Annotated in this window: 15 protein-coding genes and 1 tRNA gene; 9 read left to right on the forward strand and 7 right to left on the reverse strand. The window is 62.7% G+C overall.

Annotation, left to right across the window (positions count from 1 at the left end):
- Positions 1-16: 16 nt before the first annotated feature.
- Positions 17-433, forward strand: coding sequence for a DUF1622 domain-containing protein (locus tag RHIBR816_RS0110540; RefSeq protein WP_018236503.1), 417 nt, complete (start codon positions 17-19; stop codon positions 431-433).
- A gap of 156 nt (positions 434-589) precedes the next feature.
- On the forward strand, positions 590-796 hold the full coding sequence (locus RHIBR816_RS0110545) for a hypothetical protein (RefSeq protein WP_018236505.1): 207 nt from the start codon (positions 590-592) through the stop codon (positions 794-796).
- Positions 797-1,247: 451 nt separating this feature from the next.
- Here RHIBR816_RS0110545 and RHIBR816_RS0110550 read toward each other — a convergent pair.
- From RHIBR816_RS0110550 to xylF, 4 genes are all read right to left on the reverse strand, one after another.
- Positions 1,248-1,324, reverse strand: a tRNA-Arg gene (locus RHIBR816_RS0110550).
- Between the two features lie 266 nt (positions 1,325-1,590).
- On the reverse strand, positions 1,591-2,376 hold the full coding sequence (locus RHIBR816_RS0110555) for an ATP-binding cassette domain-containing protein (RefSeq protein WP_018236506.1): 786 nt from the start codon (positions 2,374-2,376) through the stop codon (positions 1,591-1,593).
- A 15-nt stretch (positions 2,377-2,391) separates the two neighbouring features.
- Positions 2,392-3,705 (reverse strand): sugar ABC transporter permease, encoded by a 1,314-nt coding sequence (locus RHIBR816_RS0110560; protein ID WP_018236507.1) that lies wholly within the window; start codon positions 3,703-3,705, stop codon positions 2,392-2,394.
- Between the two features lie 156 nt (positions 3,706-3,861).
- A complete protein-coding gene (gene xylF, locus RHIBR816_RS0110565) occupies positions 3,862-4,902 on the reverse strand; it encodes a D-xylose ABC transporter substrate-binding protein (RefSeq protein WP_026186851.1) in 1,041 nt (346 codons plus the stop codon).
- Positions 4,903-5,143: 241 nt separating this feature from the next.
- Here xylF and RHIBR816_RS0110570 point away from each other — a divergent pair, with 241 nt between their 5' ends.
- Positions 5,144-6,355: an ROK family transcriptional regulator gene (locus RHIBR816_RS0110570; RefSeq protein ID WP_018236509.1), complete on the forward strand. Its 1,212-nt coding sequence runs from the start codon at positions 5,144-5,146 to the stop codon at positions 6,353-6,355.
- Positions 6,356-6,441: 86 nt separating this feature from the next.
- Here the strand turns inward: RHIBR816_RS0110570 and iolG are convergent, their stop codons facing one another.
- On the reverse strand, positions 6,442-7,434 hold the full coding sequence (gene iolG, locus RHIBR816_RS0110575; protein ID WP_026186852.1) for an inositol 2-dehydrogenase: 993 nt from the start codon (positions 7,432-7,434) through the stop codon (positions 6,442-6,444).
- Between the two features lie 386 nt (positions 7,435-7,820).
- Between iolG and RHIBR816_RS0110580 the strand changes: the two genes are divergently transcribed.
- On the forward strand, positions 7,821-8,051 hold the full coding sequence (locus tag RHIBR816_RS0110580) for a hypothetical protein (RefSeq protein ID WP_018236511.1): 231 nt from the start codon (positions 7,821-7,823) through the stop codon (positions 8,049-8,051).
- Between the two features lie 3 nt (positions 8,052-8,054).
- Here RHIBR816_RS0110580 and RHIBR816_RS0110585 read toward each other — a convergent pair whose 3' ends face one another.
- Together RHIBR816_RS0110585 and RHIBR816_RS0110590 are read right to left on the reverse strand one after the other, a co-directional pair.
- Complete coding sequence (locus RHIBR816_RS0110585; RefSeq protein WP_018236512.1) at positions 8,055-8,501, reverse strand: hypothetical protein; 447 nt, start codon at positions 8,499-8,501, stop codon at positions 8,055-8,057.
- A gap of 87 nt (positions 8,502-8,588) precedes the next feature.
- Complete coding sequence (locus RHIBR816_RS0110590) at positions 8,589-9,572, reverse strand: LysR family transcriptional regulator (protein WP_018236513.1); 984 nt, start codon at positions 9,570-9,572, stop codon at positions 8,589-8,591.
- A gap of 274 nt (positions 9,573-9,846) precedes the next feature.
- Between RHIBR816_RS0110590 and chvE the strand changes: the two genes are divergently transcribed.
- The 5 genes from chvE (at position 9,847) to RHIBR816_RS0110615 (ending at position 16,506) form a co-directional block, all read left to right on the forward strand.
- Entirely contained in the window at positions 9,847-10,914 is a 1,068-nt protein-coding gene (chvE, locus tag RHIBR816_RS0110595; protein ID WP_018236514.1) for a multiple monosaccharide ABC transporter substrate-binding protein, read from the forward strand.
- Between the two features lie 188 nt (positions 10,915-11,102).
- Complete coding sequence (gene mmsA, locus RHIBR816_RS0110600) at positions 11,103-12,638, forward strand: multiple monosaccharide ABC transporter ATP-binding protein (RefSeq protein WP_026186853.1); 1,536 nt, start codon at positions 11,103-11,105, stop codon at positions 12,636-12,638.
- On the forward strand, positions 12,638-13,852 hold the full coding sequence (mmsB, locus tag RHIBR816_RS0110605) for a multiple monosaccharide ABC transporter permease (protein ID WP_018236516.1): 1,215 nt from the start codon (positions 12,638-12,640) through the stop codon (positions 13,850-13,852). The genes mmsA and mmsB overlap by 1 nt, the downstream gene beginning before the upstream one ends.
- A 152-nt stretch (positions 13,853-14,004) precedes the next feature.
- Positions 14,005-15,000: an AraD1 family protein gene (gene araD1, locus RHIBR816_RS0110610; protein WP_026186854.1), complete on the forward strand. Its 996-nt coding sequence runs from the start codon at positions 14,005-14,007 to the stop codon at positions 14,998-15,000.
- A gap of 72 nt (positions 15,001-15,072) precedes the next feature.
- Positions 15,073-16,506, forward strand: a complete 1,434-nt coding sequence (locus tag RHIBR816_RS0110615; RefSeq protein ID WP_018236518.1) for an aldehyde dehydrogenase family protein — start codon at positions 15,073-15,075, stop codon at positions 16,504-16,506.
- The last annotated feature ends 71 nt before the right edge of the window (positions 16,507-16,577 follow it).

A 16,577-nucleotide genomic window follows, 5' to 3' on the forward strand; every position in this document is an offset into this window, starting at 1 on the left:
TACAGAGGATACTGAGATGGACATTGGTAGTGAAGCGAGCGGTCTCGCCAACCTGATCGCTCCCGTGTTGAAGCCGCTTGCAACCGGGCTCGAATTTTTCGGGGTCGGCGTAATCCGGATCGGCGTGGCCGTGGCGACGGCCGGATACGTCCGGGATCTGCTCTCGTCCGGACAACGCGATGCCTATGAGCGCTATCGCGCCAATCTCGGGCGGGGGATATTGCTTGGGCTCGAAATCCTGATAGGGGCCGATATCATCGCCACTATCATTGCTCCTCTGACGTGGGAAAGCGTCGGCCTTCTCGGGCTCATCGTCCTCATTCGAACTTTCCTGAGCTTTTCCCTCGAGGCCGAGATCGATGGTCGGTGGCCGTGGTCGAGGAATGCCCAGCGTGGCGCTAACCAACCGGTACCGGAGCGGGATTCAGGCTGATCATTGTGGACGAGGCACTTGGAAGCATGCCCGATGTAGGATGAGCGCGTCGCCGGCGAGAAGGACTATCTTCCGAAACTTCTGGGCATCACGGTCATCGATAACCCCAACCAGTCCCATCCCTATACCCTGACACAGTTGTCTCAACGGATCGGGTTGCCGAACTGGCAGGCCGCAAACCACCTTCTCAACCGCATCAAAGACGAGAAGGGCATCGATCTGCGCTCCTCAGACAATCGATACCATTGCAAGATCAAGACCGGGAATAAGGCTTCCAGCATGGCCCGCAAGTGGTCTCACGAAGGAGCCGCGCTTCTCAAGCAGGTGCAGGACGGCGATGAATACGAAGTGTCTTTGCAATGAGGCGGCATCGCAGGATTAAATCCTTGGCCAAAGGATTCGTAAAAGGCTGACCCTGGCCCCTCTTGGGCATCGAAAACGGCGTTGCTTTCGCATTGCAAGTACATTCCGAACTCCACTGGTTTCGGCCCCGACGCACTTCGGAATTACATGCTCTGTGTTTGACCGTCGAAGTCGATCTCGGCCGAAGGCGAGCAGTTATTCATTCTCGCAAGTGCAGCAAAATCATCCGAAATAAACTTCAATTTTTTTCAGAATCCGCTTTTATGGCGGGATCGGCCAAGGGATTCGGCGTTGTCAACTTTCCAGACGGAGAAATTGAGGAGGAGAGCCCCTCGATAGCGTGATCCGCCTGCAGTCGATCGACCACACTCAGTTCGCAATTATGGTGGCTACAGTTCGCGAACCGCGGGTGCGAGTTCGCACTTATGTGGTGACAAAGATGAGAAGCTGATGGCGCACCCGACAGGATTCGAACCTGTGACCTTTGGAATCGGAATCCAACACTCTATCCAGCTGAGCTACGGGTGCATCCGTTGGCGGCCAGGGCCGCCGAAGCAGGCTGTGAGCGGTTCTTAGCCTAGCTTGCGTGCCGCTTCAATGGCCAATTGCAAGAGAGTGCGGGGGAAATTCGATTTCCGCGCGGAGGCTGTGGTCTCGGTGCATCGCTTATCCTGCGCCTCCCGCCCAAGAAAAATGCCGCATCCGGGAGGATGCGGCATCGAGGCGTGAGCGGATTTCGCGGGCAGGCCGTAGGGTGTTCGAGGGCGCTTCTGGCCTTTCGATCCGCCCTTATCTCAAGCCATCTGCATGGCGCCGGGGCCGGGGATGGCTTTCGCCGGCACCTTGCCCATGATGATCATGCCGAGCACCTCGTCCTTGGTGACGTCCTCGGTGCGGGCGTGGCCGACGACCTGGCCGTTCTTCATCACCGAGACACGGTCGGCGAGGTCGAAGACGTCGTGGATGTCGTGGCTGATCAGGAAGATGCCGATGCCCTCGCGCTTCAGCTGCTTGATGAGCTCGCCGACCTGGGCGGTCTCCTGCGGCCCGAGCGCCGCGGTCGGCTCGTCCATGATCAGGATGCGGGCGTTGAAGAGGATGGCGCGGGCGATCGCCACCGATTGCCGCTGGCCGCCGGAGAGCGCCTTCACCGGCTCCTTGAAGCGCTGGAAGTTGGGGTTGAGGCGGCCCATAACCTCGCGCGCCTTCGCCTCCATCGCCACGTCGTCGAGCGTGCCCCAGGGGGTGCGCAGCTCCCGGCCGAGATAGAGGTTGGCGGCAGCGTCGACATTGTCGGCGACGGCGAGCGTCTGGTAGATCGTCTCGATGCCGTATTTCTTGGCGTCGCGCGGGTTGCCGATCTCGGCCGGCTCGCCATTGATCAGGATCTCGCCGGCATCGCGCCGGTAGGCGCCGGAAAGGATCTTGATCAGCGTCGACTTGCCGGCGCCGTTATGGCCGAGAAGGGCGACGACCTCGCCGGGATAGAGGTCGACGGAGGCGTTGTCGACCGCGTGGATGCCGCCGAAGGAGATGGAAATGTTCCTCATTTCCACGAGCGGAGTGCGTTGTTCAGTCATTGTTCGAACTCCTGGTTACTTGGCGCGGGCGCGGTAGACGGTGTCGAGCCAGACGGCGGTAACGAGCACCATGCCGACGACGATGCGCTGCAGCGGGCTGTCGATGCCGAGCAGCACCATGCCCGACTGCAGCGACTGCATGACGAGCGCGCCGAGCATGGCGCCGGCAATCGTGCCCATTCCGCCGGCAAGCGACGTGCCGCCGATGACGGCCGCGGCGATCGTGTAGAGCTCGTCGAGCTCGCCTTGCGCATTGGTGGCGGCATTGAGGCGGGCCGTCGAGATCGCCGCGGCGATGGCGCAGAGCATGCCCATCAGCGCGAAGATGCGGACGGTGACCCAGCGCGTCTTGATGCCGGCAAGCTCGGCCGCTTCCGGGTTGCCGCCGAGCGCGAAGACGTAGCGGCCGAAGCGAAGGCGCGTCGAGATGAAAGTCATGATGATGCCGATGGCGATGGCGATCAGCACGGGAATGGCGATGCCGTGGGCAATGAACAGGCCGCCTTCCGGCCAGGCGATGCCGTTGGCGTCGGCGTATTTGCGGGCGATGTTGACCGGCCAGCCGTAGTTATTGGCGATCGCCACGGCGCCGAGCACGAGCGCGCAGCCGACCGCCGACAGGAAATATTCGGCCCAGACCGGGCGGCGCGGAAAGCCGAAGCGTTTGCGCTGCCTGCGCGAGTGGATGATGCTGGCGACGATCGCGATGCAGGCGATGAGGCCGACGATCCAGCTCGCCGTTGCGCCGATCGAGCCCTCCGTGCCGCCGCCCATCAGGCGGAAGGTCGAGTCCATCGGCGCGACGGTGCGGCCGCTCGTCACGAACCAGGTGGCGCCGCGCCAGACGAGCAGGCCGCCGAGCGTGACGATGAAGGACGGCACGTTGAGGAAGGCGATGATCACGCCGTGCAGCGCGCCGATCGCGGCGCCGAGCAGCAGGCCGGCGAAGAGGGTGATGATCCAGGTGGCCGGATGGTTGAAGCCGAGAAGCTGCGGCAAGAGTTCCGCCTGCAGCACGCCCATGATCATGCCGACGAAGCCGAGGATCGAGCCGACCGAGAGATCAATGTTGCGGGTGACGATGACCAGCACCATGCCGGTCGCCATGACGGCGATCGAGGCGGTCTGCACCGACAGGTTCCAGAGGTTGCGCGACGTCAGGAACAGGCCGCCCGACAGAAAATGGAAGCCGATCCAGATGATCAGCATCGCGCCGACCATGCCGAGCAGGCGCGTATCGATTTCGGTGGCGCGGAAGAAGCGCTTCACCGGGCTTTCGTCCGCGCTGCGGGCGCGATTGAAAGATGCGGTATGTGTCGTGTCGGCCATGGCCGCCGTCCCCCACTACTTTACGTGTTTACCGGTCGCTCACGCGGCGTTGCCGCAATCATAGCATCCACGCGACCAGACCGTTCCGACCTCATGCAAACGCCGCAACGGAACCCCGTTGCGGCGTCTTCAAGGGTCACTTCAAACGTCCGTCCGTCACTTGCAGGCGGCGACGGAGCCGGCAGCCACACCCTGGCAGGCGGCGTCCTTGGAAATCCAGCCGGCGTCGATGACGACGTTCAGATTGTCCTTGGTGATCGCCATCGGCGCCAGGAAGACGGACTTCATGGCGACGCCCTTCGGTCCGCCGTTGAAGGTCTGGACGCCTTCGATCTCGTCCATCGTCTTGCCGCCGGCAAGCGTCGCGGCGATTTCAGCCGCTTTCTTGCCGAGCTCGCGGGCGTCCTTCCAGACGGAAACCGTCTGTGTGCCGAGGGCGACGCGGTTGAGCGCCGCATGGTCGCCGTCCTGGCCCGAGACCGGAACGGAGCCGGCAAGACCCTGGGCCGAAAGTGCCGCGATCGCGCCGCCGGCCGTGCCGTCGTTCGAGGCGACGACCGCGTCGACCTTGTTGTCGTTGGCGGTCAGGAACTGCTCCATGTTCTTCTGGGCGTTTTCCGGCTTCCAGCCGTCGGTATAGGCCTCGCCGACATTCTTGACCTTGCCGCCATCGACGGCTTCCTTCAGCACTTCCATCTGGCCGGCGAAGAGGAAGTCGGCGTTCGGATCGGAGGAGGAGCCCTTGATGAAGACGAAATTGCCTTCCGGCTTCGCCTTGAACACCTCGCGGGCCTGCATGCGGCCGACTTCCTTGTTGTCGAAGGTGATGTAGAAGGCGGCCGGGTTCTCGATCAGGCGGTCATAGCCGACGACCGGGATGCCTTCGGCAGTCGCCTTTTCGATCGCCGGCGCGATCGCGTCGGAGTCCTGCGCAAGCACGATCAACGCATTGGCGCCCTGGGCGATCAGCGATTCGATGTCGGTGAGCTGCTTGGCGGCAGACGACTGCGCGTCGGCGGAAATATACTTGTCGCCGGAGGCCTCGAGCGCGGCCTTGATGGCAGCCTCGTCGGTTTTCCAGCGCTCTTCCTGGAAGTTCGACCAGGAGACGCCGACGACGAGGTCCTTGGCGACCGCTGCCGAATGCATGGACGCGATGATGGCAGCCCCTGCCATCAGCTTCAAAATGGATTTCATTCTATCCTCCCAAGTGGCTGCGCCGCGCGCACGAACCTCCCGCACGCATCCCCGACGAGCCGTGATCTGCTGTCGCAAACATCGCCGCCACAGGTGCAAGGCTTTTTTCTCGACAGTCGAGAAAATAAATGTCAGAGTTTTAGAAGGCTGTCAACAAGGCCCGTAACGTCTTGTTTCGCCAGTCAACAGGTGCTTTGAGAGGGCACGTGATCGCGCAATCCGCCAGGGCCAGGACCGTTTGATGCTGACCAAAACGAGCACCGAAGTCGTGCGTCAGCAAAACAGCGCGCTGGTGCTTTCGGCGCTGCGGCGAAAGGGAGCGCTATCCCACACCGAGATCGCCGAGCAGACCGGCCTCGCCTCGGCGACGATCTCCGTCATCACCGCCGAACTGGAGCGGTCGGGCACGATCGCCAAGACCGAGCAGCATGTTCAGGGCGGCAGGGGACGGCCGCGCGTGCTCTTCGCGCCACGCCGCGACTGCGGCTATGTGATCGTCGTACGCATCTCCTCCGACATCGTCCAATATTCGCTGGCCGATTATGGCGGCGTGCTCCTCGATCGCTTCGAGGAGGCGCGCAGCCACGAGGCCGGCGGCACGGCGGCTTTCGGGCGGGCCTTCGTGGCGGCGCTCGAGCGCCTGCTGCAGCGCTCGCGGATCGAGAAGGACCGGGTGCTTGCCGTTTCGATCAGCAGCAAGGGGCTGGTGGCGGGCGACGGCGCGCGGCTCCTCTGGTCGCCGGTCTTCGGCAGCGAGGAGCTCGATTTCGGGAAACTGCTCGAGGAGGAATGGCGCGCCCGAATCATGCTCAGCAACGAGACATTGCTCGTCGCCCAGGCGCTGGCGGCCAAGGCGGAGGAAAAGGGCGATGCCTTCCGGTCGCTTGCAGCCATCTCGCTCGGCCACAGCATCGGTCTCGGTCTTGCCCGAAGGGGCCGGGCGGGCGAGCTCGACGTCTTCGCGCCGAATTTCGGGCACATGCTGCACGCTCCCTCCGCCGGGCTCTGTCGCTGCGGTTCTGTCGGCTGCATCGAGGCCGCGGCCGGTTTCTACGGCATCCTGCGCGCCGCCTTCGAGGTGCCGTCCGACACGATCCCGGCGAAATTCGTGCCGCTTGCCGAAATGGACAAGATCGCCGCCGGGGCGCGGCAGGGCCAGCGCATGCCCGGCTATGCCTTCCGCCAGGCCGGCATCGCGCTTGGCAACGGCATATCCCGCCTCTTGAGCCTCTACGAGCCGATGCCGATCTACGTCACGGGGCAGGGGACGCGCTATTTCGACCTGCTGCAGAAGGGGGTGGAGGAGGGGCTTGCGCAATCCTTGCAGGTGCGCCTCGAAGGCCTGCCGGAGATCACCGTCGTCGGAGACGAGCAGCGGCTTGTCTTCGACGGCCATCTCGACCGAGCGCTCGGCGCCGTCGACGGCGATATCACCACCGCCGGGCATGCCTGAGCCCTGCACGGCGAGGCGCATCCTCGCTTAGCAAAAATAAAGGCCGGGGGATGCCCGGCCTTTGGCAGTCGAGATTGCCGTCAGCGTCAGGCGATGCTGATCTGCCGCTTCTCGGCGACCGAGCGGACGGCTGCGTCGGCAAGCGCGAGCGCCGCAAGGCCGTCCTTGCCGGACGGGGTGATCTCCGCACCCTTTTCGATCGCGGCGATGAAGCTTTCGATCTCGTTGGCGTAGGCTTCGGTGTAGCGCGTCATGAAGAAATCGTGCAGCGGCGGGCGCGTATAGCCCTCGCCGGTGGCGATTTCGATCGAGACGGGGCGCTGGTTCTCGGCCGAAACGGCGCCCTTCGAGCCGTGCACTTCGATGCGCTGGTCGTAGCCATAGGTGGCGCGGCGCGAGTTGGAGATGATCGCCTGCTTGCCCGATGCCGTCTGCAGGATGACCGAGACGCTGTCATAGTCGCCGGCTGCGCCGATCGCCTTGTCGACGAGCACGGCGGCGGTTGCCGTCACCGAAACCGGCTCCTCGCCGAGCAGGAAGCGCGCCATGTCGAAATCATGGATCGTCATGTCGCGGAAGATGCCTCCCGAGCGCTTGATGTAGTCGACCGGCGGTGCGCCCGGATCGCGCGAGGTGATCGTCACCATCTCGACGTCGCCGATCGTGCCGGCGTCGATCGCCTTGCGCACGGCCATGAAATGCGGGTCGAAGCGGCGGTTGAAGCCGACCATCAGCTTAGCGCCGGTTTCGGAGACCACTTTCAGGCATGCCTTGACGCGATCGACGTCGAGATCGACCGGCTTTTCGCAGAAGATCGCCTTGCCGGCCCGGGCGAAGCGCTCGATCAGGTCCGCATGGGTGTCGGTCGGCGTGCAGATAACGACGGCGTCGATGTCGGATGCCGCCTCGATCGCCTCGATGGAGCGGACTTCGCAGCCATAGGCCCTGGCGATGGCCTCCGCCGCTGCCGGAAAGGCATCGGCGACCGCGACAAGAACGGCGTCCGCATTGCCGCTGACGGCTTTGGCGTGAACCTTGCCGATACGACCGGCGCCCAGAAGACCAAATCTTACTGTCATCTTCGTCTCTCTCGAATTCCGGTTCCAGACCGGGTGGTGCGCGATGATATGGACGCTCATCGCGCGGAGGCGTTGCGGGCTGATGCATCCGCGGATAGCAGTCCGATCCTGAGTCCTGCCTCCCGACAGATGCTCCCAATTCGGAATGAAACAGCTACGCAATTTGTTTTCGGAATGTTTATTCCATTTTGTGTTCCGACGTCAAGCTACCGCCGACCGCCGTAGAGGGCGATCCGCCATCTTCACGGTATTCATCCCCCTGCCGATGGCAAATGCCGTTCCAGCACCGAGAATTGCCGCAGGATTATGTCCTTTAGCCGGTATCGATTTGAAAAATTATGCGGTAGACGAGAGGCAGGCCGTGCGCTTTCGTCAGAGGCAATGTCATGATCAAATTCATCGATCCGGATCATCCCTTCTATCGGCCGCTTTGGATCCGGCTGCTCATCGTTGGCCTCTGTGCGGCGTGGACAGGTGTCGAATTCTATGGCGGCCAGATGATGTGGGCGACGATCTTTCTCGTCGTGACGGCCTATGCCGGAGCGGCTCTCCTGCTCTTCTACAAACCGAAGCAGCCGGACGAAAAAGGAACCGGCGGGGGTAATGAGACGAAGTAGCGGCTAGTGCTGCCTCAGTCTTCGCGAGGCTTCGTCGATCAGCATATTGGCAAGTTTCATCCGGATCGTGGCGTTCTCCCGGAATTCCGGGGGAAGCCGGTCGGGATGGTTCGCGGCCGCAAAGCGCCGGCGCTTGGCGGCGAGCGTGAGCGATGTTTCAGCTTCGCCGAGGCCAAGTTCGGCCGCGACATCGGCAAGGCCCGTGCGCTTTAAATGGTCGGGCATTGCGGGCGGTCTGTCGGCCCGTTCGCTTGCGGCGAGATCGCGATAGGCGCTCTCGACGGCGCAGAATGCTGCGGTGGTCGATGCCGGCGTGTCGACGACGAAGGCCGGCGAACGGCCGATCGGTGACTGCAGGCCGTCGGACGTCTCCGCCTCACTGTCTCCCTCAAGGGCCTCCTCGGACTTCAGGCGCTCGAGCACCGATTGAAACACCGACATGCCGAACATGGAGTCTCCCGTGGTCTGCCGCACACAACGAACCGAAGCGCGTGCGAACGGTGGCGATCATGCCCATCGAGGATTATGCGAGCCTGATCACGTCCGGCTCTGCTTGAGAATCAGGTCGTAGAGCAATTTCGCGCTCGGGGGGAGCGCCCGACCCTCGGCGGTGATCAGGCCGTACGGCTTGATGCGGATCGGGAACTCGGTCGGCAGGATGCGGATTTCGCCGGCCTGGGTGCCATTGCCGGCGACGAGCTTCGCGACGTCGAGCGCGACCGGGGCGATGGCATTCGTGTTGCGGACGATCGACAGGGTGAGGATGATCGAGGATGTGTTGATGACGGTCGAAGGCAGTCGCACGCCGGCCGAAATGAAGCTGTCCTCGACGGCGCGGCGCAGCAGCGTCCCCGGCGGCTGGAACACCCAATCATAACCCGGCAGGTCGTCGGCGCCGGCGGAAGCATGCTCGAGCAGCGGGTGGCCCTGGCGGACAATCAGGCAGACCTCCTCAAAGCCGATTTCGACCAAGTTGAAGAGCCGGGGATTGAGGTCGTCCGGGATGCGGCCGACGACGAAGTCGTGGCGTGCGGCGAGCAGCTCGCGCGTCAACACATTGCTGTTGTCGATCTGCACGTTGATCTCGATACCGGGATAGGCCGTCGAAACCTGGCGGATCGCGGGTACGGCGAGATTGAGGGCGGGGCCCGTCACGGAGCCGAGCGACACCGAGCCGCCGCTGCCCGTCTTCAGTTCGGTGATCTCGCGCGCGGCCTCGCGCAATTCGAGAAAGATCGTCCGCGCCCGCCGGGCGAGGGCTTCGCCGTAGCGGGTCAGTTCGACGCCGCGCGCCACCCGCGCGCAGATCGGCGCCTTCACAATCGCCTCGATTTCGGCGAGCATGCGCGAGGCGGCCGGCTGTGAGACGCCGAGCGAATCGGCCGCGGCGCTGATGCGGCGATGGTCGTCGATCGCCAGAATGAGCCGCAGGTGATTGATCTTCAGCCCCGACCGGGAGAGGCCGGTGTCGAAGAGGTCTCCCACCGGCGTCGCAACGCTCGGCTTGCTGTCAAGGGTCATTTTTCAGGCCTGCTATTCAAGAGATTCAAAAATCACACTCTTTAACAGCGATATACCATTTTTGGTATGTAAGCAAAGCGATATTGTATTTGACAGTTATGGCAATTGATTCCAGTTTCCGTCCATGTGCGCCAGCGCATGCGGGAGTATGCTGAGACAGGGAGGACCTCCTTTATCTTGAAACGCCGCCGGGGACGAACGCTCCGGGCCGGTGAATCGCTGCGCATATGACGGAGGCTCCGGCCGCCGGCTTCAACACTCAGGGAGAGATCTGATGAAATTGATTACTTCGCTTCTCGCAGCCGCGGCGATGTCCGTCGCCGCCTTCGCTGCGCCGGTATTCGCCCAGGACAAGGGCACGGTTGGCATCTCCATGCCGACGAAGACGTCGACCCGCTGGATTTCCGACGGCGAGACCATGGAGAAGCTGTTCAAGGAAGCCGGTTACACGCCGGATCTGCAGTTCGCCGACGACGACATTCCGAACCAGCTCGCCCAGATCGAGAACATGGTGACGAAGGGCGCGAAGGTTCTCGTGATTGCCGCCATCGACGGCACGACGCTCTCCGACATCCTGCAGAAGGCCGCCGACGCGGGCGTCAAGGTGATCGCCTATGACCGCCTGATTCGCGATTCCGGCAACGTCAACTACTACGCGACATTCGACAACTTCCAGGTCGGCGTGCTGCAGGCGACGTCGCTCGTCCAGGGCCTGAAGCTCGAGGAAGCCAAGGAGCCTAAGAACGTCGAACTGTTCGGTGGTTCGCCGGACGACAACAACGCCTTCTTCTTCTATGACGGCGCGATGTCGGTTCTGCAGCCGCTGATCGACAGCGGCAAGATCGTCGTGAAGTCCGGCCAGACGGGCATGGACCAGGTCGGTACGCTGCGTTGGGACGGTGCTGTTGCCCAGTCCCGCATGGAAAACCTGCTGTCGTCCACCTACACCGATGCCAAGGTCGATGGCGTTCTGTCGCCCTATGACGGCCTGTCGATCGGTATCATCTCGGCCCTGAAGGGCGTCGGCTACGGCTCCGGCGACATGCCGATGCCGATCGTCACCGGCCAGGACGCGGAGCTGCCTTCGGTCAAGTCGATCCTCGCCGACGAACAGTATTCGACCGTCTTCAAGGATACCCGCGAACTCGCCAAGGTGACCGTCGGCATGGTCAACGCGATCATGGATGGCAAGGAGCCGGAAGTGAACGACACCAAGACCTATGAAAACGGCGTCAAGGTCGTTCCCTCCTACCTGCTGAAGCCCGTTTCCGTCGACAAGACCAACGCTAAGGACGTTCTCGTCGGCTCCGGCTACTACACGGAAGACCAGATCAACAACTGATCTCACTCGAGGGTCCGCGGTTGACCGCGGACCCTTTCGCCTGATGCGACGTGCATCTGTGCAGACGCACCATGGTCGCTGTGATAATTTGAACTGCTCATCGGTAGCCCGGATCTCGACCGATCCGGGGACCATGCAGCGGGTGGAAGCCAGCAGTCTCTCGCAGATTGCCGCTGGAATGGCTGAATATGGACAATATCATTCTTGAAATGCGGGGCATCACGAAGACGTTCCCGGGCGTCAAGGCGCTGGATAATGTCTCGTTCAAGGTCCGCGAGGGCGAGATTCATGCCCTGGTCGGCGAAAACGGTGCCGGCAAGTCGACCCTGATGAAGGTGCTGAGCGGCGTCTACCCCGCCGGCACATACGATGGCGAGATCCACTATGACGGCGAGGAGCGGCGCTTCAGCACGATCGCCAACAGCGAAGAACTCGGCATCATCATCATCCATCAGGAACTGGCGCTCGTTCCGCTGCTATCGATCGCCGAGAACATCTTCCTCGGTAACGAGATCGCCGACAAGGGCGTCATCCATTGGCCGCAGACCTTCTCCCGGACGCAGGAACTGCTCAAGAAGGTCGGCCTTACCGAATCGCCGGCGACGCTGATCACCGACATCGGCGTCGGAAAGCAGCAGCTGGTGGAGATCGCCAAGGCGCTTTCAAAGAAGGTCCGGCTGCTGATCCTCGACGAGCCGACCGCATCCCTCAACGAAACCGATTCCGACGCGCTGCTGAAGCTGCTCATGGAGTTTCGCAATCAGGGCATGACCTCGATCATCATCTCGCACAAGCTGAACGAGATCAAAAAGGTCGCCGATCAGATCACCATCCTGCGCGATGGCGGCACGGTAGAGACGCTCGACTGTCACAAGGAAGACATCAGCGAGGACCGGATCATCAAGGGAATGGTCGGCCGCGCGATGGAAGACCGCTATCCGCTGCGCGAACCGAAGATCGGCGACACGCTGCTCGAAGTGAAGAACTGGAACGTCTATCACCAGCATCACCGCGACCGGCAGTTCCTGCATGATGTCAGTTTCAAGGTCCGCGCCGGCGAGGTCGTCGGCATAGCCGGTCTGATGGGCGCCGGCCGCACCGAGACGGCAATGAGCATTTTCGGCAAGTCCTGGGGCCACAAGATCACCGGCGAGGTGACGATGCGCGGCCAACGGGTGGACGTCAGCACGATTCCCCGCGCCATCGAGGCAGGTCTTGCCTATGTGACGGAGGACCGGAAGCAACTCGGTCTCGTGCTGATCAGCAACATCAAGGAGAACACCACGCTTGCCAATCTGAGTGCGGTGGCCGCGAACGGCGTCATTGACGAGCGCAAGGAGCGGAAGGTCGCCTCCGACTACCGCTCGAAGCTCCGAATCCGGTCGCATTCGATCTATCAGGAGGCGGTGAACCTTTCGGGCGGCAACCAGCAGAAGGTCGTGCTCTCCAAGTGGCTGTTCACCAATCCCGAAGTCCTCATACTCGACGAGCCGACCCGCGGTATCGACATCGGCGCGAAATATGAGATCTACACCATCATCAACCAGCTCGCAGCCGAGGGCAAAGGCATCCTGATGATCTCGTCGGAAATGCCGGAACTGCTCGGAACCTGCGATCGCATCTATGTCATGAACGAGGGCCGCATCGTGGCGGAGCTTTCCAAGGAGGAAGCAAGTCAGGAGTCGATCATGCGGGCCATCATGCGTTCAGGGGAGAAACACTAATGGTCGCCGACACGAGCACCCACACCACCAAACCGTCGATCGGGGACTACCTCAGGAACAACATCCGCGAATACGGCCTTCTGGTCGCGCTCGTGATCATCATGCTGTTCTTCCAGTTCGTCACCAGCGGCGTCCTCTTCAAGCCCGTCAACATCACCAACCTGGTGCTGCAGAATTCCTTCATCGTCATCATGGCGCTGGGCATGCTGCTGATCATCGTGGCTGGTCATATCGATCTGTCGGTCGGCTCGATCGTTGCCTTTGTCGGGGCGATTTCGGCGATCATGCTGGTCAAGTGGGGCCTGCCGGCCATCGTCGTCGTTCCCGCCTGTCTCGTCGTCGGCGGCATCATGGGGGCGGCGCAGGGCTACTGGGTGGCCTACCAGAAGATCCCCTCCTTCATCGTCACGCTCGCCGGCATGCTGGTGTTTCGCGGGATGACTTATGTCGTGCTCGGCGGTCGTCCGATCGGTCCGTTCCCGAAGGACTTCCAGATCCTTTCGACCGGCTTCGTTCCTGATTTTCTCTACTTCCTCAATCCAAGCCCGGAGATCATCAAGAATATGGTGGCGCTCGTGGCGGTCCTGGCCCTCGTCGGCTATGCGATCTATGCCGGCATCCGCAACCGCCGCATCAACGAGCAGCACGGTACCGAGAACGAGCCTTTCGTATTCTTCGCGGTCCAGATGGCGGTCATCGGCGTCGTTGCCCTATTCATCGGCTTCCAGCTTTCGACCTATCGCGGCCTGCCGAACGTGCTCATCGTCATGGGCGTGCTGATCGCCGCCTATACCTTCATCACGACTCGCTCGACGATCGGCCGCCGGATCTATGCCATGGGCGGCAACGAGAAGGCCACCAAGCTCTCCGGCATCAACACCGAGCGGCTGACCTTCTATGCCTTCGTCAACATGGGCGTGCTCGCGGCGCTTGCCGGCATGATCATCACGGCGCGCCTGAATTCGGCGACTCCGAAGGCAGGTGTCGGCTTCGAGCTCGACGTCATCGCGGCCTGCTTCATCGGCGGCGCGTCGGCCTCGGGCGGCGTCGGCAAGATCACCGGCGCGGTGATCGGCGCCTTCATCATGGGCGTGATGAACAACGGCATGTCGATCATGGGTATCGGCATCGACTACCAGCAGCTCATCAAGGGCCTCGTGCTGCTCGCAGCAGTGTTCTTCGACGTCTACAACAAGAACAAAGGCAAGGGCTGATCGGAAATCCGGTTAGCTCCCATTGACCACATCATGAACGGGCGGCCGTAGCCGCTTAAGCTGGGTGGCGCGAGCCACTCTCGAGGCGGAGCGTTGCCTTTCCTAAAGCGGAAGGCGTGGCCGAAGCCAACTCGATCAGGAAGGATAGAGACGTGCTGATTTCCCAAGTCAGGAAGCAAGACGGATCGATAGCAGTCGCAGTGCGGGCGCCGGGTGAAACGGCGCGCGTCGTCAGGGACGCGGAAAGCGTCTACGCATTAGCGATGGAAGCGGCGAATGGCGGCAAGAGCCTCCAGGCGGTCATCGATGCCAAGGGCCTCGGAGAGACGATTGACCTCGAGGCGGCCTATGCCGAAGGGCGGATGTTGCCGCCGATCACCCATCCCGATCCGGCGCATCTGCATCTGACCGGTACCGGGCTGACGCATCTCGGCTCGGCCGCAACGCGCGATGCGATGCACAAGAAGACGACCGAGGCGGCCGAAGAGACGCTCACCGATTCGATGAAGATGTTCCGCATGGGCCTAGAAGGCGGTAAGCCGAAGGCCGGCGAAAAGGGCGTCCAGCCGGAGTGGTTCTACAAGGGCAACGGCACCGCCGCGATCGCGCCGGGCCAGCCGCTCACGTCGCCCTCCTTCGCCGAGGACGGCGGCGAGGAGCCGGAAATGGCCGGCATCTACGTCATCTCCGACAAGGGCGAGCCCTATCGTCTTGGCTTTGCGGTCGCCAACGAGTTCTCCGACCACAAGACCGAACGGGTCAATTACCTATGGTTGGCGCATTCGAAGCTCAGGCAGGCAAGTTTTGGCCCGGAAATCCGCATAGGCGCGGCGCCGGACGACATCCGCGGCACCTCGCGTATCCTGCGCGGCGGCAAGGTCCTGTGGGAAAAGCCGTTCCTCTCGGGCGAAGCCAACATGTCGCACAGCTTCGCCAACCTGGAATATCACCACTTCAAATACGGTCTCTTCCGTGCACCGGGCGACGTGCATGTGCACATGTTCGGCACCGCGACGCTTTCCTTCGGTGACGGCATCCGCACCGAGGCGGGAGACGTCTTCGAGATCGAGGCCAAGGATTTCGGCCTTGCGCTCCGCAATCCGCTGGCGATCGCCGCGGAAGAAGAGATCGCCATACATCAGCTCTGATATATCTGTTATAGCAGCGGCGGGCCGCAACAGGCGGTCGCTTGCGACAAGAAGACAAGGAGGCTGAAGCCCATGACACTTCACCAGAATCTCATTGCCGGCGAATGGGTCGGCGGCGACGGCATCGCCAACATCAACCCGTCGAATACCAACGACGTCATCGGCGAATATGCCCGGGCCAGTGCCGCGGATGCGAACGCCGCGATCGCCGCGGCGAAGGCCGCTTTTCCGGCCTGGTCGCGCTCCGGCATCCTCGAGCGCCACGCCGTCCTGAGAAAAACCGCCGACGAGATCCTCGCCCGCAAGGATGAACTCGGCCGGCTCTTGTCGCGCGAGGAAGGCAAGACGCTTGCCGAGGGCATCGGCGAGACGATCCGCGCCGGCCAGATCTTCGATTTCTTCGCCGGTGAAGCCTTGCGGCTGGCCGGAGAGACGATCCCCTCGGTCCGTCCGAACATCGGCGTCGAGGTCACCCGCGAGGCGGTCGGCGTCGTCGGCATCATCACGCCGTGGAACTTCCCGATCGCCATTCCTGCCTGGAAGATCGCCCCGGCGCTTTGCTACGGCAACACCGTCGTCTTCAAGCCGGCCGAGCTGGTACCGGGCTGCTCCTGGGCAATCGTCGACATCCTGCATCGCGCCGGCCTGCCGAAGGGCGTCCTGAACCTCGTCATGGGCAAGGGCTCGGTGGTCGGCCAGGCGATGCTCGACAGCCCGGACGTGCAGGCGATCACCTTCACCGGATCGGTGGGCACGGGAAAACGCGTCGCCATGGCCTCGGTCGAGCACAATCGCAAGTTCCAGCTGGAGATGGGCGGCAAGAACCCGTTCGTCGTCCTCGATGATGCGGACCTCTCGGTGGCCGTCGAGGCGGCAGTCAACTCCGCCTTCTTCTCGACCGGCCAGCGCTGCACCGCCTCGTCGCGGATCATCGTCACCGAGGGCATCCACGACAAGTTCGTCGCGGCGATGGGCGAGCGCATCAAGGGCCTCGTCGTCGACGACGCGTTGAAGGCCGGCACCCATATCGGCCCGGTGGTCGACCAGAGCCAGCTGAACCAGGACACCGACTATATCGCAATCGGCCAAAAGGAAGGCGCCAGGCTCGCCTTCGGGGGCGAGCTGATTTCGCGCGACACCCCCGGCTTCTATCTGCAGCCGGCGCTGTTCACCGAGGCAACGAATGCAATGCGGATCGCCCGGGAGGAAATCTTCGGGCCGGTCGCCGCGGTCATCCGCGTCAAGGACTACGACGAGGCGCTGGCCGTCGCCAACGACACGCCGTTCGGGCTGTCGTCCGGCATCGCCACCACCAGCCTCAAGCATGCGACGCATTTCAAGCGCAATGCCGAGGCCGGCATGGTGATGGTCAACCTGCCGACCGCCGGCGTCGATTTCCACGTGCCTTTCGGCGGCCGCAAGGGCTCCTCGCACGGCCCGCGCGAGCAGGGCAGATACGCCGCCGAATTCTACACAACCGTCAAGACAGCCTACACGCTGGCTTAAAGACCAGGAGCGGGATGCCCGCATCCCGCTCCGAAGCCGACGCCCGCACCCACGGGCCTCCAAGGAAGGAA

This window comes from Ensifer sp. BR816 (assembly GCF_000378985.1).
Lineage (GTDB): Bacteria > Pseudomonadota > Alphaproteobacteria > Rhizobiales > Rhizobiaceae > Sinorhizobium.